The following is an 18,807-nucleotide window of genomic DNA, read 5'->3' on the forward strand; positions in this document are numbered from 1 at the left end:
CTCTGGCTGGGAGGCGCCGAAAAGCTGATCGTGGCGCGGCTGTGCTACTGCCTGTACCGCCTGGATTGTTTCGCTGCATGTCCGGCACCTCTGTCCAGCCCGTGGTTACTGATTGTTATTGGTGTTGCACGCCCGTACGATGCGGGCGGCGATCTGCGGCAAAGGCAGGATTTCACTCGCGGCCCCAAGCGCGGCGGCGGCCTTGGGCATTCCATAGACGGCGCTGGTGGCCTGGTCCTGGGCAATGGTCAGGCAGCCGCGCTCGCGCATGGCCTTGAGCCCCAGCGCACCGTCGCGGCCCATGCCGGTGAGCAGCACGCCCACCGCGTCGCCGCGCCAGTGCTGGGCCACGGACTCAAAAAATACATCGATCGACGGCCGGTACAGGTAGTCGCGCGGCTCTTCCGTGTAGATCATGCGAGTGGCGCCGATGAGGCGCAGGTGGTCGTTGGTGCCGGCGAGCAGCACGGTGCCCGGCTGCGGACCCTCGCCCTCGCGGGCCAGCCGCACCGGCAAGTGGCACTGCGCGTCCAGCCAGTCGGCCATGCCGGCCGCGAAGGCCTCGTCCACATGCTGGACCGCGACCACGGCGGCGTTGAATCCGGCCGGCAGGCTGCCCAGCACAGTGGCCAGCGCGGAAGGGCCGCCGGCCGATGCCCCCACTGCCACGAGTCGCTCGGTGCTGGCTTTGCGCATCAGCGGCGCGGCCGCGCGCGAGGGCCCGGTGCGGCCATCGAGCAGCCGGCCGATATTGCGGATCTTGCGCAGCAGCGGGCCGCTGGCCAGCTTCGAATCCGGCTCGGCCAGCGTGGGCGTATCGACCGCGTCGACCGCACCGTGGCCCATGGCGTCGAACACCTGGCTGGCGTTGCGGCCGAGGTCCATGGTCACCACCACGATGGCGCACGGCGTGGCGGCCATGATGCGGCGGGTTGCCTCGACGCCGTCCATGACCGGCATCAGCAGGTCCATCAGGATCAGGTCGGGCGTGCGCGCGGCGGCCATGCGCACGGCGCTTTCGCCATCCTCGGCCACCCATGCCACCTCCAGCGAAGGGTCGAGCGCGATGACGCGCAGCAGGGCGGCCACGGCCAGCCGGGAGTCGTTGACGATGCCGATCTTCATGCGCGTGCGTCTCCAATCAGGTCTTGGACGGCATCGAGCAGCGCGGCGTCCTGGAAGCTGCCCTTGGCCAGATAGTAGTCGGCTCCGGCCTCCAGGCCGCGCTGGCGATCCTGCTCCCGGTCCTTGTATGACACCACCATCACCGGCACTTGCTGCAGGCGGGCGTCGCGCTTGATGCGGCTGACCAGTTCGATGCCGTCCATGCGTGGCATATCGATGTCGGTAATGACCAGGTCAAAGGATTCGGCGCGCAGCACGTTCCAGGCATCCATGCCGTCCACCGCGACCGCGACTTCGTAGCCGCGGTTGGAGAGCAGTTTACGCTCAAGCTCGCGCACCGTAAGCGAATCGTCCACCACCAGCACGCGCTTGCGCCGGACCGGCGCCGCCTCGGTACTGCCACGGCGGATGCGGTCGATCTTGCCTTCCGACAGCAGCTTTTCCACTGAGCGGACCATGTCCTCCACATCGAAGATCAGCACCGGCGTGCCATCCTCGGTGAGGCTGCCGGCGGCGATGTCCTTGATCTTGCCCAAGGTCGCCACCAGGGGTTGCACCACCAGGATGCGCTCGCCCAGCAGCCGGTCCACCGCCACCCCGTAGGTGCGCTCCTGGTCGCCCAGGACCACCACCGGCACCGTCTCCTCGTCGCGGCGGGCTTCCGCTTGCTGCAGGACCTGGGCCGCGCTTACCAGCCCCACCTGGCGGCCGCCGAAGCGGAAGTGCTGGCGGTTCTCCAGTTGCTCGATGTCGCCGCGCTCCAGGTGGATGGCCTGCATGACGTAAGCCAGCGGGAAGGCGTAGGCCTCGCCGGATACCTCGACCAGCAACGCGCGCACCACCGACAAGGTGAGCGGCAACTCCAGGTGGAACTGCATGCCGTGTCCGCTCTGCTGCGTCAGGCGGATGCTGCCGCGCACCTGGCGGAGCATGTCCTGCACGGCATCGAGCCCGACGCCGCGCCCCGACACTTCGCTGACGGTCTCGCGCATGCTGAAGCCGGGCAGCAGCAGGAAGTCGAGCAGTTCCGCCTGCGACAGCCTGGCCACGGTGTCCTCGGGCACCAGGTTGCGCCGGACGATGGCGCGGCGCAGGGCATCGAGGTCCACGCCGGCGCCGTCGTCGGCGATCACGATCGCCAGCCGGCCGGCGTTGTGGCGCGCGTTCAGCGTGATGCGGCCTTCGGCCGGCTTGCCGGCGGCCAGGCGCGCTTCCGGCGTTTCGATGCCGTGGTCTACCGCATTGCGCAGCAGGTGGGCCAGCGGCGCCTCGAGCTGCTCCAGGATGTCGCGGTCGACCTTGGTGCTCTCGCCGACCAGTTCGAGGTGAACCGCCTTGCCCAGCGAGCGCCCCAGGTCGCGCACCATGCGCGAGTAACCGGTAAGGCCGTCGGCCAGGGGCCGCATGCGGCTGGCCAGCGCCCGGTCGTAGATCTGGTGCGCGAGCCGGCCGGTGCGGTGGTCGTACTGCTCCAGTTCCGTGATCCGTTGCGACAACTGCTGGTGGCCCTCGCCGAGCAAGCGCTGCGCTTCGGCCAGCGAGGCCCGGGCGAGGGCGTCCGCCGGACTGGCCGCGAGCGCCACCTGCAGCGCATCGAGCGCCTGCAGCGCGCGCATCTGCAGCCGCCGGGTCTGCTGCAGCGCGTTGCCGAAGGGCTTGAGCCAGTGCGTTTCCACCATCGCCGCGCCCGACAGCGCGAGCAACTGGTCGAGCGTATCGGCGCTGACGCGCAGCATGCGCTCCTGGGCATCCGGCAGGCCGGAGGGCTGCGTGGCTGGCCCTGCGGCCTTGGTGCCCGCGACCGCGTCGGGCGCCGGGCCCTCGGGCCGCGCCGCGCTCACGGGCGTAGTGCTTGCGGCTTGCGACTCGGCTAGTGGTTCGGCCAGCGCCTCGCTCCCCGGCGCGAGGCGCTGCGCGGCATGACCTGCCGCCCAGGCGTCGGCGTCGACTTCCTCGCCGGCGAGCAGCGCGCCCATCCGCAGCACCAGGGCATCGATCTCGGCCTTGCCGGCCTGGTCGGCCCATAGGGGATCGCCGCCCGGCGGGCAGCCCAGCCGCAGCAGCAGGTCGGTACCGTGGAGCAGGGCGTCGATATGCACCGGCCGCAGCCGCAGTTCGCCGTGCTGGGCCGCCACCAGGCAGTCTTCCATCACGTGGGCCACGCGCACGCCGCCATCCAGGCCGACGATGCGCGCGGCGCCCTTGAGCGAATGGGCCGCGCGCATGCAGGCCTCGAGCTGGTCGGCCGCGGTGGGGTCGCGCTCCAGCGACAGCAGGCCGGCATTGAGGACCTCGGCCTGCGATTGCGCCTCCAGCGCGAACAGCTCCAGCAGGGAGGCGTCGCGCAACTGGTCGGGGTTCATGCCAGGCTCCGCTTCAGGGCTTGTTGCAGCAGGGCCGGGTCGAGCAGGCCGACGCTGCGCCCGCCGCTCTTGAGCAAGGCCCGGGTGTAATGCGCCGAGGCGCGCGACAAGGTAGTTGGCAGTGGCTGCAGGGCTGCCTCCGCGATCCGCTCGATGCCGGTGACTTCGTCCACCGGCAGCGCGATGGCGGTGCGGCCCTGGCCCAGGACCAGCAGCCGGGCGCCGTGCCCGGCGCCACCCTTGGCATCGGCGGCGGCGTTGGACGCGGCGCCGGCGGCCGGGTCCTGGCCGAGCAGTTTCGCCAGCGAGATGCACGCCAGCAGGTTGCCGCGCACGCTGGCCAGTCCCAGCACCGCGGCGTGGTGGCGGTGCGGCAGCGAATGCACGGGGCAGGGTGCGGTGACCATTGCCAGCGCGGCCGCCGGCAGCGCCAGCCACTCGTCGCCGATGCGGAACACCAGGCAGGACAGGGTGGGGCCGCGCGCAGCGGTCTCGGCCTGGACGGCGCTGTCGGCGGGCAGGCTCACTTCGCCGGTAGGCAGGTTGTCGAGCAGCGTGAGCGCCGCGCGCGAGTAGGTCGGGCAATTGCGGCAATGGATGTGCGTGGCCAGCAGCGGGCAACTGCCGTTTCCGAGCACGCCGATGCGGCGCCAGCAGTCATCCACGGCGACAGTCGTCACGCCGGGCGGGAGGCCATGCTCGGCCGGGGGAAGCGATGCGGGCTCAGGCATGATGGGTCGGGGTCTTGCGTTGTGCGCGATGTCGCAGGCGAGCCGCTGCCGCGCCGTCGCCTTCCGCTTCCAGGATGGCAGCCATATGGTAGAGCGCCTCCTGGTGAGCCGGGTCGAGGTAAAGCGCGCGGCGATAGGCCTCGCGCGCGTCGGCCGGCCGGCCGGTGGCATCGTGGAGCACGCCCAGCAGGCAATAGGCGGCGGCCGACGGGCCCTGCGCTTCCAGGTGCGCCAGGCAGGCCGCCACCGCGGCGGCGAGGTCGCCGCGATCGGCAAGCCGGGAGATCCTGGCCAGCGCATCGGCGCCGGCATTGGCCGGGGCGGCCGCTTTGCCGGCGGCCGGGGCCGGCGCCGGTGCGGCGGAGGGGGGCGGTATCGCCGTGGGCCGTGCCTGCCCGCGCGGGGCCAGAGGCCTGGCGGGCACGGCCGTACGCGCCGGCCACGACAACGGCGGCGGGGCGGCCCGGACCGGATCGGACAGCTGGGCCAGGTAATCCGGCACGGCAAGGTTGCCCGGGGCCTGTGCATGTGCGCTGCGCCGGGTAAAGGCAAAGGCGAGCGGCACGCCCGCCGAGACAAAGCCGTGCCGCGTCAGCAGGCTGGCTTCGGCCGGGCCGACGAAAATCATGGCGTCCGGCCGGCTTAGCCGTTCCAGCACCTTGAGCGAACGCCGCTGCGTGGGTTGGTCGAAATAGATCAGCAGGTTGCGGCAGAACACAAAGTGATAGGGGGCCTCATTGGCCATCAGGACCGGATCGAGCAGGTTGCCGCGCAGCAGGCGCACCTTGGCGCGCACGCTGGCCTTGAGGGTGTAGCCGCCCGCGCTGGCGGTGAAATGCCGGTCGCGGAAATCCAGCGGGCCGCCCCGGAAGGAGTTGCTGCCGTATTGCCCGATGCGGGCGCGCTCCAGCGAGCGCGCGCTGATGTCCACGGCATCGACCTGGAAGCGCTGCTCCGGCACGCCGGCATCGAGCAGCGCCATGACGATCGAATACGGCTCTTCGCCGGTCGAACAGGGCACGCTGAGAATGCGCAACGGCCCGGCATCCTCGTGTTCGCCAGCGCTTCCGAATACGCGCATGGCGGCAAAGCGGGCGAGCGCCAGCAGCGCCTCCCGATGGCGGAAGAACCAGGTCTCGGGCACCACCACGGCTTCGATCAGCGCCTGCAGTTCGTCCGGCTGCACGTGCAGCAGGTTCCAGTAGGCGTGGTGATCCGGCGCCGCGGCCGCGGCCAGGCGCTCGCGCACCGCGCGCTCGATCATGCCCGGCCCCACGGTGGCGGCGTCCAGGCCGATGCGCTCCTTGAGCAAGGCCTCGATATGGGCGGCGGTGGTCATGGCCCTGGCGCGGCAGGCTCAGCTGCCGGCAAGTCGGGAAACAGGCGCGCGCGCACCGGGTCGGACAGCAGGGCATCGACCTTGATCCACTGCACCATCCCCTGGCTGCCGTTGCGCACGGGCCCCAGGTAGCGCGCCGGAGCGGGGTCCACGCCGCTGTCGACAAATTCGGCGGGATCGCAGCGCAGCGTCTCGGTGGCGTACTCCAGACGCAGCCCGAGCAGGCGCGCCGGCGCATCGGCTTGCCGGCGGTAGTGCACCAGTACGGTGCGCGTGCTGGTCCGCCTGGCGACCGGCGTGCCGGTGGCCAGCGCGTTGACGTCGATCACCGGCACCACCTCGCCACCGCGCGCCAGCAGCCCGCTGACCCAGGGCGGCGCCTCGGGCAGCTGCTTGAGGGTGGTCAGCGGCAGCACTTCGGCGATCTCGTTCGCGTCCAGTGCGTAGTGGTCCGGCCCGATGCGAAAGAGCAGGAAGAGTTTCATGGCGTGTTGCCGGCGCCCGGCGCGCTCATACCTTGAAGCGCGACACGCCGGTACGCAGGTCGTTGGCAACCAGCGTCAGCTCGTCGATCGCCTGGCTGGACTGGCGCAGCGATTCCACGGTCTGCTGGGCCGCTTCGGACAACTGCATCAGGGCCTGGTTGATCTGCTCGGCGCCGCCGGCCTGGGCCTGCATGCCTTCGTTGACCATCTGCACCCGCGGTGCCAGCGACTGCACCTGGCCGATGATCTGGGAGAGCTGGTCGCCGACCTGCGTCACCTCGGACATGCCGCGCCGCACTTCTTCGGAGAACTTGTCCATGCCCATGACACCGGCAGCCACGGCGGACTGGATCTCGCGCACCATCTGCTCGATATCGTAGGTGGCTACCGCGGTCTGGTCGGCCAGGCGGCGGATTTCGGTGGCGACCACGGAGAAGCCGCGGCCGTAGTCGCCGGCCTTCTCGGCTTCGATGGCGGCATTGAGCGACAGCAGGTTGGTCTGGTCCGCCACCTTGGCGATGGTGGTGACCACCTGGTTGATATTGCCCGCCTTCTCGTTCAGGGTGGCCAGCTTGGCGTTGACGGAGCCGGCGGCTTCCATGACATGGTGCATGGTGGCCTCCATGCGCGACAGGCTGACCTGGCCCGTGCCGGCCAGGCCGGCGGTCTGCTCGGCGGCGCCGGAGACCTCGGTCATGGTGCGTACCAGGTCGCGCGAGGTGGCGGAGATCTCCCGCGAGGTGGCGCCGATCTCGGTGGTGGTGGCGGCGGTCTCCGTGGCGGTGGCCTGCTGCTGGCGTGCGGTGGCGGCGATCTCGTTGACGGAAGTGGTCACCTGGATGGCCGAGCGCTGGGCCTGTCCGACCAGCCCGGTAAGATCGCCGGTCATCTGGTTGAAGCCCTGCTCCACCTCGAGGAATTCGTCCTTGCGATTGAGCGACAGGCGCTGGCGCAAGTCGCCGCCCCGCATATTGGTGAGCAGATCGACGATCGAGCGCATCGGCACGGTGATGGAACGGAACAACAGGTAGCCGGCTACCAGCGACTCCAGCAAGGCGGCAATCAGCGAGACCTCTATGCTGATCTTGGCGGTCTCGACCGCGTGGTTGATGCTGGTGGCGCCTTCGCTGGCTACCTTGTTGTTGTCGTCCAACAGTGTTTGCAGGGTAGTCCGGCCTTCGTCCCAGATGGCATGGATCGGGCCGCGCAGCCGGCTTTCCATGGCGCCGGCCTCGGCGCCGCCTGCCGCGAAGATCACCGAACTGGCTTCGTCATAGCCGCGGCGGATCTCCTTGTACTTCTCGAAGCGCTGGCGGTCTTCGGGGCGCCGGATCGAGTCGGCGTATTTCTCTTCCAGGGCGTCCAGCCGCTTGCGCAATGCCACGTTGCTCTCGGCGTACTGGCGCCGCTCCGTGTCATTGGCCGCTGTGATGCTCTGCCAGGCCAGGACATAGGCTTCGCCCCAGGCACCACGCATGGCGGTGCTGTAGTAGAGTCCCGGCAGGGCATCGTCGCGCAGCGCGGTGGCATTGGTTTCGATGGCCGACTGGCGGTCGTAGGCGATCACCGCCGTGAGTAAAATGACCGCCAGGATAAAGGCGAAACTTACCAGGATGCGCGTGCGGATGGTCCAGAGGGTCACGATGCGTTTTCCCATTGCTTTTCTTGTAGTAGGGGGAGCGGGCGGCCGGGCGCGGTGAAAATGGCGCGCGGACGCGGGTTAGAAGGCTGGGCGGAGCACCAGGGGTGCGTTATAGCGGGGTAGGGTACTGTAAGGCTTCTGCCATTTCAATGGCGCCCGCGGAAGGGAACGTCAAGGGTAATGGTATTTGTCCGGTCGCAACATATCGCCATATTATGGTTTGACGCGGCTTGATTTTTTCCTGGTTTTCGTCACACTTGCCAAATAGTCAGATCGGACCGATGTCGATAATCACAAACAGGGCAGGCATGGTGGCCAGGTCAGAGGCGAGGGCCGGCGCGCCGTCGAACGCGGACCTCGATCCGTTGACCGGCGTAGCGTCGCGCCAGGCATTCTTGAACACGCTGGAAGGCCGCCTGCGCTCGGAGGCCACCCCGCGCTGTTCGCTATTGCTGCTCGGCATCGACGATTTCCGTGCTTTCAACGATATGCACGGCCATGCCGAGGGCGATGAAATCCTGCGCCGCGTGGCACGCCGCCTGCGCGACGCCTCGCCGCGCGACGCCATCCTGGGGCGGATCGGCGGCGACGAGTTCGCCGTATTGCTCCCCTCCATCGCGGATCCCACCCTGGTGCGCCATGTCAGCGCGGCCATCCTTTCGCTCCAGTCGGAGCCCCACGAATACGGCAACCGGCGCCACCATGTGCTGGCCAGCCTGGGCGCGTGCGTGATGCCGGCCGGCGGGGACAACGCCTCGGATGCGCTGGCATCGGCCAGCCTGGCGCTGGGCCGGGCCAAGCGCGACGGCGGCCGCACCATCCGCTTCTTCAAGCCGCAGATGCGCACCGACGTGACCACCCGCCTGTCGCTGGTGCAAGCCTTGCGCGATGCCTACGCGCAACGCCAGTTCGAACTCCTGTACCAGCCGCAGATCGACCTGCGCGATGGCCGCGTGGTGGGCGCCGAGGCGCTGATGCGCTGGCGCCATCCCACCCAGGGCCTGCTGACGCCGGCCAGCTTCATCGATGCGCTGGCGGCCAGCAGCGTGGCGGCGGACGTTGGCGTCTGGCTGCTGCACACCGCCTGCGCCCAGGCGCGCATGTGGTCGCTGGGGTTTCCCGATGCGCCGCGCGTCGCCATCAACCTGTTTGCGGCGCAACTCAGCGAGAGCCGCCTGCTGACCGAAGTCCGCCACGTGCTGCGCGAGCTGGCCCTGGCGCCCGAGCGGCTCGAGCTGGAAATCACCGAGACCATCGCCCTGCAGCAGGGCGACGAGTTCTCCGGGCAGTTGCAGACCTTGCGCCGGGATGGCGTGACCCTGACCTGCGACGATTTCGGCACCGGCTACGCCTCGCTCAGTTTCCTCAAGTCATTTCCGGTCGACCGCATCAAGATCGACCAGTCGTTTATCCGCAATGTCACCGAGAGCCCAGTCGACGCCGCCATCGTGCGCGCCATGGTGAACGTGGGCGGCAGCCTGGGCATCGGGGTGGTGGCCGAAGGCGTGGAAACCGTCGAGCAGCGGGATTTCCTTGCCGCGAACGGTTGCCATGAGGTGCAGGGCTACCTGTACGGCCGGCCTATGTCCCCCGACAAATTTACCGAATTCCTGCGGCAGTCGGCTCGCTGAGCCGGGCGGGCCGGGCCCGCGCCAGCATCGCTGCTCCGCCTTTTCCCCGTTGATACCATGTGCCGGCTGCCCTGCACGGCCGCGCTTCCCGCCTGGAAATTTGTTTCCGGCTTTGTCCCGTTTCGTCCCGTTTCGTCCCGCCAGCCCTGGCAGCCCGACGTGGCGGGGCCCGTGGCGGGCGGCGCGCAGGCAAGCTATGCCTCTCCCGCCTGTCCAGGACAGGGAAATATGTGCTTACAAAGTCAAGTCGGCTAGTCCGGCAGCCTGGCGTTAAGCGAAGTATGGTGATAGCAGGGTGGCAGGTGTTGGCCCGCGCGCCCATTCTTACCAAGAGGTATCCCATGTTTTCCGACCGCAGGCCTGGCGCCCGCACGCGCGCCCTGCTCCTGGCCGCCAGTCTCGTTTTCATCACTTGGCAACTGCCGGCGCTGGCGCAGTCCGCCGATCCTTCCGAGCGCATCGCCACCATCACTGATGCCGCTGGCAACCTGAGCTTTGCCCCGGCGGGTTCCGACGACTGGGCGCAGGCAGGCCTGAACCGGCCCATTACCACCGGCGACCGCCTTTGGGTCGATAACGGCGGCCAGGCCGAATTGCACGCCGGTTCCACGGCGATCCGGCTGGGCAGCGGCACCGCCGTGACCGTGCTCAACCTCGACGACAGCGCCACGCAGGTCAAGCTGACCCAGGGCACGCTGCAATTGCGCGTACGCGCGCTGCCGCCCGACCAGCCGGTCGAGATCGACACGCCCAACGTGGCTTTCGTGCCGGCCGAGCCCGGCGATTACCGCCTCGACGTGGCGCCTGACGGCAGCAACACGGTGGTCACCATGCACCACGGCTCCGCCGTGGTGTACGGCGACAACCGCTCGCGGCAAATGCGGCGCGGCGAGCAGATCCGCTTTGCCGGCACCGACCTGGCCGAGGCTGGCAGCGCCACCAATCCTCCCCTGGACGGCTTCGACCGCTGGACCATGGCGCGCGATGCGCGCGAGGACAGTTCGCCGTCGGCTCGTTACGTCGCGCCTGAAATGACTGGCTATGCCGCGCTGGACGACTATGGCGACTGGCAGGAAGACCCCGGCTATGGCGCGGTCTGGTTCCCCCGCGTGGTGGCGGCGGGCTGGGCACCTTACAGCACGGGCTACTGGGCCTGGGTGGCACCGTGGGGGTGGAGCTGGTGCGACGATGCGCCTTGGGGCTTCGCCCCGTCCCACTACGGCCGCTGGGCCCGCATCGGCAACCGTTGGGGCTGGATGCCGGGCCCGCGGTCGGTACGGCCGGTCTACGCCCCAGCGGTGGTGGGCTTTATCGGCGAGGGCCACGGGCACGGACGTGGCCCGGGCGTAGCGTGGTACCCGCTGGGACCGCACGAGGCTTATCGCCCGGTCTATGGCGCCAGCCCGGCGTATCTCAGCCGCATCAACCGCTTCGCTGGCAACAACGAGGCGTTCAATCGCCATGGCGGGAATGCCTTCATCAACCGGAATGTGCCGGGGGCGATTACAGACATGCCGTCGCGCGCTTTTGTACAGGGCCAGCGCGTGCCGCCCGGCGCGCGCGGCGTGGCATGGCGCAACCTGCCCCAGGGCGAGGCCAACGGCACGCCGCCGCTGGCGCCCGTCAAGGGCAGCCTGCATGGCGCGGCCCCCGCGCGCCCGGCGCCGCCGGAAGCCGCGCAAAGCTTCGGGCGCCCGGCCATCGCGGCCCGCGTGCCGGGCCGCCCGGCCAGCGATGAGCTGGCCCAGCGCTTTGCCCGCGCCGGCGGCACCGTGCCCGGCGCCGGGCCGGCATGGCGTGGCGCCGGCAATGCGCCAGGCGGGAACCCGGCGGCTTCCGCGCCCGTCAGGTTGAGCCAGGCTGCGCCTGGCTACCATGGCCGCAACGGGGCAGGCCAGATGCCCGGAACGCCGGGCGCTCCCGGCGGCGGGAATCCTGGCATGCCGGCCTTCGGCCCACAACGCGCCGACGGTGGCGCCCGCCCGCCCGCGCCGCAGGGCCTGATCGGGACCGAGCATGGCGGCCAGCCACCCGTGCAGGGCGGCGATCCGCGCGTGCGCGGCTGGACCACGCGTCCGGACCAGGCGCGCGGCTTGCCGCCGCAAGGGGGCCAGCCAGGTTCGCAACTTCAGCAGGCCCAGCAGTTCCAGCAACGCCAGGCCGAGCAACGGGCCGCCGCGCAGCAGAATGGCCGTACCCTGCAGACCGATCCGCAGGGGCTGGGCCGCCAGCAGCAAGAGCGGCAGATGGGAGACCAGCAACGGGCGCAGCAGGCGATGCAACAGCAGCAGGAGATGCAGCGCCAGCAGCAGCAACGGCAGATAGGGGACCAGCAGCGAGGGCAGCAAGCGGTGCAACAGCAACAGGAAATGCAGCGCCAGCAGCAAGAGCGGCAGATGGGAGACCAGCAGCGGGCGCAGCAGGCGATGCAACAGCAGCAGGAGATGCAGCGCCAGCAGCAGCAACGGCAGATAGGGGACCAGCAGCGAGGGCAGCAAGCGGTGCAACAGCAACAGGAGAGGCAGCGCCAGCAGCAGGAACGGCAGATGGGAGACCAGCAGCGGGCGCAGCAGGCGATGCAACAGCAGCAGGAGATGCAGCGCCAGCAGCAAGAGCGGCAGATGGGTGAGCAGCAGCGTGCCCAGCAGGCGATGCAACAGCAGCAGGAGATGCAGCGCCAGCAGCAGCAACGGCAGATCGGTGAGCAGCAGCGCGCCCAGCAGGCAATGCAACAGCAGCAGGAGATGCAGCGCCAGCAGCAGCAACGGCAGGTCGGCGAGCAGCAGCGCGCCCAGCAAGCGATGCAGCAGCAGGAAATGCAGCGCCAGCAGCAGGAACGGCAATTGGCCGACCAGCAGCGTGCCCAGCAGGCGATGCAACAGCAGCAGCAACGGCAGGTGCAGGAACAGCAGCGCCAGCAGCAGGCAATGCAGCAGCAGGCCATGCAGCGCCAGCAGCAGGAGCGGCAGATGCAGGAGCAGCAGCGGCAGCAACAGGAACAACAACGCCAGCAGCAGGCAATACAACAGCAACAACAGCAGCAACAACAGCAAGTCATGCAGCGGCAGCAGCAAGACCAGCAGCGCCAGCAGCAGGAGATGCAGCGCCAGCAGCAGGAGCATCAGCGCCAGCAGCAGGAACAGCAGCGGCGGCAGCAGGAGCTACAGCGTCAGCAGCAGCATGCGGCGGCGCAGCCGCAGCCAGTGCGGCAAGTGGCGATGCAGCAGCCTGATGCACAAGGGGGAGCCGGCAACCTGCCGCAGTACCGGGCCTGAGGCCCGCATCCGGTAGCGCAAAAAGACAAGCCCGCCACGGTACGCCGCGGCGGGCTCGCTGCCGGCGCCTGGCCCGAGCGCCGGTTCTCTCCTTTGCTTCGCGCGCTTACTTCGCCAGTTCCGACAGGCGCACCGGGGCAATCTTGCCGCCCTGCACCCAGCCCACCACGGTGTCGGCGACGGTGCCGCCCTTGGCGTCGAGGCTTTCGATCTCGTTGGGGTTGGCATCCTTGGCCAGCGTCTTCACCGCCTCCGGCATCCTGGCCCGGATCGCGGCTGCGTCGGAGGTGGTGCCCGCCAGCTTCATGGCGCCCGCCAGCGCGTACACCATGGTGTAGTTGAGCGACATCTCGGTAGTGGCGTCGCGGCCGTCGTGCAGTTTCTTGTATTTGCTGTTGTAGGTCTGCGCCGCCGGGCGGGCGTCGTTGGCCAGCGGCATCACGCCGATCGATCCTTCCAGCATGGCCAGGCCGTTGGTGACTTTGGCCATCTCGTCGAGCTTGGCCTGGTCCATCACGATAAAGCCACCCTTGAAGCCCAGTTCGCGCGCCTGCTTGACCACCAGCGCGGTCGGCTCGGACGGGCCGCCGACAAACATCACATCGGGTTTGTCGGCCAGCACGCGCGACACGCCGCTGTAGAAGTCGGTGGCCTTGGTATAGGACATCGGGTTGTTGGCCACCACCTTGCCGCCGGCGCCTTCCCATGCCGGCACGAAGGCTTGCACCCAGGCCTTGGCGTAGTCGTGGTCGGCCGGCGCCAGCGCCACGTTCTTGCCGTAGCGCTTCATCTGCGCCTTGATGAAGGGGTCGATATAGCCGGTGTATGCCGGCGGGATGCGGATGGTCAGCTTGTTGCCGGCGTCGGTGATGCGCGGCACGCTGGAGTAGGCCATCACCAGGAATTTCTCCTGCTCGTTGAAGGCTTGCAGGGCGAAGATGCCGCCGGAGTGCGGCACGAACACGGCGGGCGTCTTGTATTGCTGCACCAGGCGGCGCGCGTTGATGGCGGCTTCGGCGGGGGCGTATTTGTCGTCCAGCGAGACGACTTCCAGCTTGACCTTCTTGCCCTTGACTTCCAGGCCCGAGGCGTTGATTTCGTCTACTGCCATCTGGATGCCGGACAGGACGTTCTTGCCGTACAGGGCGGCGCCGCCGGACAGTGGGCCGGTGTAGCCGAGTTTGACGACTTCCTGGGCGAAGGTGGTGCCGGATGCCATCAGGGTGGCCACGGCGGTGGCGGCGAGGGGGAAGAAGCGGCGGATCATTTTGGTCTGCATTTGGCTGTCTCCTGATGTGTTTGTATTGGGTCTGACTGGAACGTGGAACGGCTTGACTTCAAATTCAACTTCAAAGGCTTAAAGTCAAAGGCGGTTTCACCCCCCTGCGGGGGGGCGACCTACTTTCTTGTCTTGCCAAGAAAGTAGGCAAAGAAGGCGCCCCATACGGCCTGGTACACCTTGACGGCTCGCTTCGCATCGCTTGGGGGGTGGCCCGGTTGGGCCACGAAAGCCGGCAGGCGCTATCCGCCGATGTACGCCTTCCGGATTCCTTCATCCTTTAGCAGCGTGTCGCGGTCGCCTTCCATCACAATGCGGCCGCTTTCGATCACGTAGGCGCGGTGGGCGATGCCCAGCGCGGCGTAGGCGTTCTGTTCGGCCAGCAGCACCGTGGTGCCGGCGCGGTTGATGCGCTGGATCACCTCGAACATCTGCTTGACCACCAGCGGCGCAAGGCCGAGCGAGGGCTCATCGAGCAGCAGCGTGCGCGGCCGGCCCATCAGCGCGCGGCCGAGCGCCACCATCTGCTGCTGGCCGCCTGAGAGGGAGCCGGCCGGGTCGTCCTTTTTCTGCCGCAGGATGGGGAACATCTCGAACACTTCTTCCAGCGAGCGTTTGATGCCTGCCGGGTCGCGCCGGTGCACGTAGGCGCCCAGTGTCAGGTTCTTCTGCACGCTCATGGCGGGAAACAGCTTGCGGCCTTCCGGGCAATGCACCAGCCCGGCCTGCACGATCTGCGAGGGCTTCATGCCGGCAAGTTCGCGGCCGTCGAAGCGCATGCTGCCGCCATGGGTGCGCTGAATGCCGCTGAGCGCCAGGAAGATCGAGCTTTTGCCGGCGCCGTTGGCGCCCAGCAGCACCACCAGCTCGCCGGCACTGGCGTTCAGCGTGATGTTGTCCAGGGCGCGGAAACTGCCGTAGGAAAGCGAAACGCGTTCAAGCTGCAACATGGTCGGCTCCCAGGTAGGCTTCGATGACCTGCGGATCGCGCTGGATCTGCGCCGGCGTGCCTTCGGCGACTTTCTCGCCGTAATTGAGCACCATGATCTTGTCGGCCAGCCGCATGATCATGTCCATCTTGTGTTCGATCAGGCAGACCGTCTTGCCGTGGCGGACCATCTTTCGGATCAGCTCGGCCAGGCCTACGGTCTCCTCCGGATTGACGCCGCCGGCGGGCTCGTCGAGCAGCAGCAGTTCGGCATCGGTGGCCAGCGCCAGCGCAAAGGCCACGCGCTTGCGTTCCTCCTGCGTGATGTCCGCGGCCACTTCATGCGCGAGGTGCGTGAGGCCGACGAAGTCCAGTGCCTCCTCGGCCTTGGCGCGGCACAGGCGTTCTTCCTCGCGCAGCCGGCGCGTGTTGAAGATCACGTCGGCAAGGCCCGAGTGCGTGCGCAGCCGGTGGCCCACGATCAGGTTGTCCAGCACGGTGGCGCGGTCGAACAGGTGCGTGGCCTGGAAGGTGCGCGCCACGCCGAGCCGGGCGATCTGGTCGGCGCGCAGGCCCGCCACGTCCTGCCCCTTGAGCAGGATTTGCCCGGAGCTGGGCGCGTGGGTGCCGGCGATCAGGTTGAAGAAGGTGGTCTTGCCGGCGCCGTTGGGGCCGATGATGGCGTTGATATGGCCGGTCTCGAAGGTGATCGAAACATCGTGCACGGCGGTCAGTCCGCCGAATTTCCTGGTCAGGTTGCGAATCTCAAGCATGGTCGGCCCCTGCGTTGGCGGCATTTGCGGCGTTGGCATTCGGGTTGGCGACGACGGGCGCGCCGGCTGGTTGCGCGCGGCTCTTGCCGCCGCGCCGCGCGGCGGCGGCGCGGCGCGCCTGGCGTTTCGCCCACGAGCCCACGATGCCGTCCGGCACGAAGATGATCAGCAGGATCAGCACCGGCCCGAACACCAGCATGCGGTAGTCCTGCAGGAACTGCAGCGTCTGCGTGACCCACGGTACCAGCACCGCGCCCAGCAGCGGCCCCAGCAGCGTGCCGGTGCCGCCCACCAGCATCGCCATTACCATGTCGAAGGTGAGGTCGGTGCGCGCGATATCGGGTCCGAGAAAGCGCACCTGGCCCGCGTACAGCGCGCCGGCAAAGCCGGCATAGCCCACCGACAGCACGAAGGAAAGCACCTTGGTGCGCATCAGGTTGATGCCGAGCGCCTCGGCCAGCGCGTCGCTGTTGCGCACCGCCATGAAGCTGCGGCCCAGCAGCGAGGTCACGATGCGGTGCATCAGGAAAGTGCCCGCCACCAGGAAGAACAGCACCAGGTAGTACTGCGCCTGCACGTTGTCGAATACCAGCGGCCCCACCGACGCCGGCACCGGGATGCCGATCAGGCCAACGGTGCCATGCGTGAGGCTTTCCCATTTTTCGATCAGCAGGTAGATGATGTAGCCGATGCACAGCGTGAAGATCGAGAAGTAATGCCCCTTCAGGCGCAGCGACACCACGCCGACCAGGTAGCCCACCGCCATGCACACCACGCCGGACAGCACGAACGCGCCCCAGAACGGCACCTGGTGGTCCACGGTGAGAATGCCCAGCGTATAGGCGCCGATCGCCATGAAGCCGCCGTGCGCCAGGTTGAGCTGGCCGGTATAGCCCGTGATCAGGTTCAGCCCCAGCGTGGCGATGGCGTAGATGAAGGCCAGCGTCATCACCGTCAGGTAGTAACTGTTGGGCGTAACCAGCGGGAACACGATGGCCAGCGCCAGCAATAGCGCCCAGCCGGTCTTGCCTTGCAATGCTTTGCTCATGGTGCGCTCCTTATGCGGCCTTGCTTGCAAACAGGCCTTGGGGCCGGATCGACAGGATGGCCACCAGCAGCACGAAGGCGATGATGTCCTTGTAGTCGGTCGAGACATAGAAGCCGCCGAAGCTCTCGGCCATGCCGATGATCAGCCCGCCGACGATGGCGCCGGGAATGCTGCCCATGCCGCCGAGGATGATGATGACGAAGGCCTTGGTGATGACCAGGTTGCCCATGCTCGGATAGACCAGGTTGATTGGCGCGTACAGCGTGGCGGCAATCGCGGCGAGCGCGCCGGAGATGGCGAACACCAGCAGCGTGACGCGGGTGGCGTCGATGCCGACCAGCGCCGCGCCTTCGCGGTTCTGCGCCATCGCCACGATGGTGGAGCCGGTCACGGTACGCGTCAGGAACAGGTGCAGCAGCACCATCAGCCCGAATGCCGCGGCGATGATCAGCAGCCGTTGCGCCGGCGCGGTCAGGCCCAGCACCTCCACCATCTGGCCGTAGGGCGTGGGCATGCGATGGAAGTCCGCGCCCCACAGTGCCTGCGCGCCGGCCTCCAGGAACAGCATGATGCCGATGGCGGCGATCATGTCGTGCAGCTCGGGCGCGTTGCGCAGCGGATGGAACACCAGCCGGTCGGCCAGCATCGACAGCGCCGCCACCGCGATGGCGGCAGCGCCCATCGCCAGCCAGTAGTTCACGCCAAGCGACGTCATCATGTAGTACGAGACGTAGGCGCCTGCCATGTAGAAGGCGCCATGCGCGAAATTGGGCACGTGCAGGATGCCGTAGACCAGCGTCAGGCCCAGCGCCACCAGGCTGTACACGCCGCCCAGCGTCAGGCCGTTCAGGACTTGTTGAAGAAACAATGTCACGGGCTTACCTCATGCGACTTTTGCAAACACGAACGAAGGCACGCAAGCCGCGGCGCGGGCTGCGTGGAAGTGGCGGCGCCGCGCGCTAAAGCCGGGGCCGCTTGATCAAGCTGGGGCGGGAATCAGCCGCGAGGCGGTGCGGCTTGTTGAAAGGCGTGCTGCATGCGTTGTCTCCTGTGCGATGCGGAATGGCCTGCTCAGGCAGGCCCCGGGTGCCGGTGTCGTCGTGTACCGTGAAGCGTGCCACGCATGTCGCTGTAGTCACGTTCCAGCACGATCGTTCGTTTTCATTGACTGTTGCATACGGCCTGAGGCACAGTCAAGAAATACGGAATTGTCTTCCGCACAGCGAAATAGCCGGCGCGCCTCTGTCCACAGCCTTTCATGGCGGCCACAGGCACGTTCTTCACCAGCCGTTGCCCAGCGTCCTCGCCACGTATGAAACGCACCTCGTCGATTCCGCATTTGCCCGCCGACGCGCCGCTTGCTGCCGTCGCCGCCGTCGATGCGCCGCCCCGTGCGGCGGCGCAGGACACCGACCGAGACGACCGCAATTTCGTCACCGCGCTGGCGCGCGGGCTTGACCTGCTGCGCGCCTTCGGCCCGCACGACGATTACCTGGGCAATGCCGAACTGGCACGCCGCGCCGGCATTCCACGTCCCACCGTTTCGCGCCTGACCTACACGCTCACCAGCCTGGGCTACCTGATCTATTCCGCCTCGCTGGAGAAGTACCGGCTCGGCCAGGGCGCGATGGTGCTCGGGCAGCGCTACCTGGCCGGCTCGGGCATCCGCGAGATCGCGCAGCCGCTGATGCAGTCGCTTGCGTTTGCCACCGATTGCACGGTCGCGCTGGCGACATCGGACCGCCACGAGATGGTCTACCTCGAGGTATGCCAGCCGCGCGGCGCGCTGGTCATGCGGCTGGCGCCGGGCTCGCGCTTGCCCACCGCCACTTCCGCCATCGGGCGGGCCTGGCTCGCCGGGCTTGAGCCGGCGCGGCGCGCCGCCGTGATGGCTGACCTGGAGCGCCACTATGGAGCGCGCTGGCCAGCCATCCGCATCAAGCTTGAGCGCGCGCTGCGAGATTACGCCAGGCGTGGTTTCTGTCTGGCGCATGCCGAGTGGGACCGCACCGTGAGCGGCGCGGCGGCGCCGGTGGTGCTCGAAGACGGCGCGGAAGTGCTGGCCATCAATATCGGCGGCGCGGCTACCCGGCTCACGCCGGAAATCCTCGACGGCAACCTGGGCCCGCGCATCCGCGAACTGGCGGATGCGCTGCAGGCTCGCTTGTGGCAGGGGCGCGGATAGCAT

The 18,807-nt window shown here is 68.3% G+C and carries 14 protein-coding genes; 3 read left to right on the forward strand and 11 right to left on the reverse strand.

All coding sequences use genetic code 11. The features are described from left to right. Positions 1–105: 105 nt before the first annotated feature. From cheB to AC1DT6_RS15045, 6 genes are read right to left on the reverse strand one after another with little or no spacing between them, the layout of a single operon-like run. On the reverse strand, positions 106–1,125 hold the full coding sequence (gene cheB / locus AC1DT6_RS15020; RefSeq protein ID WP_441637142.1) for a chemotaxis response regulator protein-glutamate methylesterase: 1,020 nt from the start codon (positions 1,123–1,125) through the stop codon (positions 106–108). Continuing rightward, positions 1,122–3,488 (reverse strand): hybrid sensor histidine kinase/response regulator, encoded by a 2,367-nt coding sequence (locus tag AC1DT6_RS15025; RefSeq protein ID WP_441637144.1) that lies wholly within the window; start codon positions 3,486–3,488, stop codon positions 1,122–1,124. The genes cheB and AC1DT6_RS15025 overlap by 4 nt, the downstream gene beginning before the upstream one ends. Next, on the reverse strand, positions 3,485–4,219 hold the full coding sequence (locus AC1DT6_RS15030) for a chemotaxis protein CheW (RefSeq protein ID WP_441637146.1): 735 nt from the start codon (positions 4,217–4,219) through the stop codon (positions 3,485–3,487). The genes AC1DT6_RS15025 and AC1DT6_RS15030 overlap by 4 nt, the downstream gene beginning before the upstream one ends. After that, a complete protein-coding gene (locus AC1DT6_RS15035) occupies positions 4,212–5,558 on the reverse strand; it encodes a CheR family methyltransferase (protein ID WP_477111303.1) in 1,347 nt (448 codons plus the stop codon). Before AC1DT6_RS15035 ends, AC1DT6_RS15030 begins: the two co-directional genes overlap by 8 nt. Then, positions 5,555–6,043: a chemotaxis protein CheW gene (locus AC1DT6_RS15040; protein WP_441637395.1), complete on the reverse strand. Its 489-nt coding sequence runs from the start codon at positions 6,041–6,043 to the stop codon at positions 5,555–5,557. Before AC1DT6_RS15040 ends, AC1DT6_RS15035 begins: the two co-directional genes overlap by 4 nt. A gap of 25 nt (positions 6,044–6,068) precedes the next feature. Further along, positions 6,069–7,700, reverse strand: coding sequence for a methyl-accepting chemotaxis protein (locus tag AC1DT6_RS15045; protein ID WP_441637393.1), 1,632 nt, complete (start codon positions 7,698–7,700; stop codon positions 6,069–6,071). Positions 7,701–7,993: 293 nt separating this feature from the next. Between AC1DT6_RS15045 and AC1DT6_RS15050 the strand changes: the two genes are divergently transcribed. Both AC1DT6_RS15050 and AC1DT6_RS15055 read left to right on the forward strand, forming a co-directional pair. After that, positions 7,994–9,316: a putative bifunctional diguanylate cyclase/phosphodiesterase gene (locus AC1DT6_RS15050; RefSeq protein WP_045236297.1), complete on the forward strand. Its 1,323-nt coding sequence runs from the start codon at positions 7,994–7,996 to the stop codon at positions 9,314–9,316. A 341-nt stretch (positions 9,317–9,657) separates the two neighbouring features. Then, positions 9,658–12,591 (forward strand): DUF6600 domain-containing protein, encoded by a 2,934-nt coding sequence (locus tag AC1DT6_RS15055; protein WP_477111304.1) that lies wholly within the window; start codon positions 9,658–9,660, stop codon positions 12,589–12,591. A 106-nt stretch (positions 12,592–12,697) separates the two neighbouring features. Here AC1DT6_RS15055 and AC1DT6_RS15060 read toward each other — a convergent pair whose 3' ends face one another. The 5 genes from AC1DT6_RS15060 to AC1DT6_RS15080 all read right to left on the reverse strand — a co-directional run bounded on the left by AC1DT6_RS15060 (position 12,698) and on the right by AC1DT6_RS15080 (position 17,493). Continuing rightward, a complete protein-coding gene (locus AC1DT6_RS15060) occupies positions 12,698–13,870 on the reverse strand; it encodes an ABC transporter substrate-binding protein (RefSeq protein ID WP_441637548.1) in 1,173 nt (390 codons plus the stop codon). Between the two features lie 242 nt (positions 13,871–14,112). Further along, positions 14,113–14,820 (reverse strand): ABC transporter ATP-binding protein, encoded by a 708-nt coding sequence (locus AC1DT6_RS15065; RefSeq protein ID WP_441637550.1) that lies wholly within the window; start codon positions 14,818–14,820, stop codon positions 14,113–14,115. Beyond that, the gene (locus AC1DT6_RS15070) at positions 14,807–15,571 is read right to left on the reverse strand and encodes an ABC transporter ATP-binding protein (protein WP_441637552.1); all 765 of its coding nucleotides are present in this window, start codon (positions 15,569–15,571) and stop codon (positions 14,807–14,809) included. The genes AC1DT6_RS15065 and AC1DT6_RS15070 overlap by 14 nt, the downstream gene beginning before the upstream one ends. Next, on the reverse strand, positions 15,564–16,619 hold the full coding sequence (locus AC1DT6_RS15075) for a branched-chain amino acid ABC transporter permease (RefSeq protein ID WP_477103352.1): 1,056 nt from the start codon (positions 16,617–16,619) through the stop codon (positions 15,564–15,566). Before AC1DT6_RS15075 ends, AC1DT6_RS15070 begins: the two co-directional genes overlap by 8 nt. 10 nt (positions 16,620–16,629) lie before the next feature. Continuing rightward, positions 16,630–17,493: a branched-chain amino acid ABC transporter permease gene (locus AC1DT6_RS15080; protein ID WP_035864592.1), complete on the reverse strand. Its 864-nt coding sequence runs from the start codon at positions 17,491–17,493 to the stop codon at positions 16,630–16,632. A gap of 438 nt (positions 17,494–17,931) precedes the next feature. Between AC1DT6_RS15080 and AC1DT6_RS15085 the strand changes: the two genes are divergently transcribed. Beyond that, positions 17,932–18,804, forward strand: coding sequence for an IclR family transcriptional regulator (locus AC1DT6_RS15085; protein WP_441633327.1), 873 nt, complete (start codon positions 17,932–17,934; stop codon positions 18,802–18,804). Positions 18,805–18,807 lie beyond the last annotated feature (3 nt).

This window comes from Cupriavidus sp. 01L45 (genome assembly GCF_056399885.1).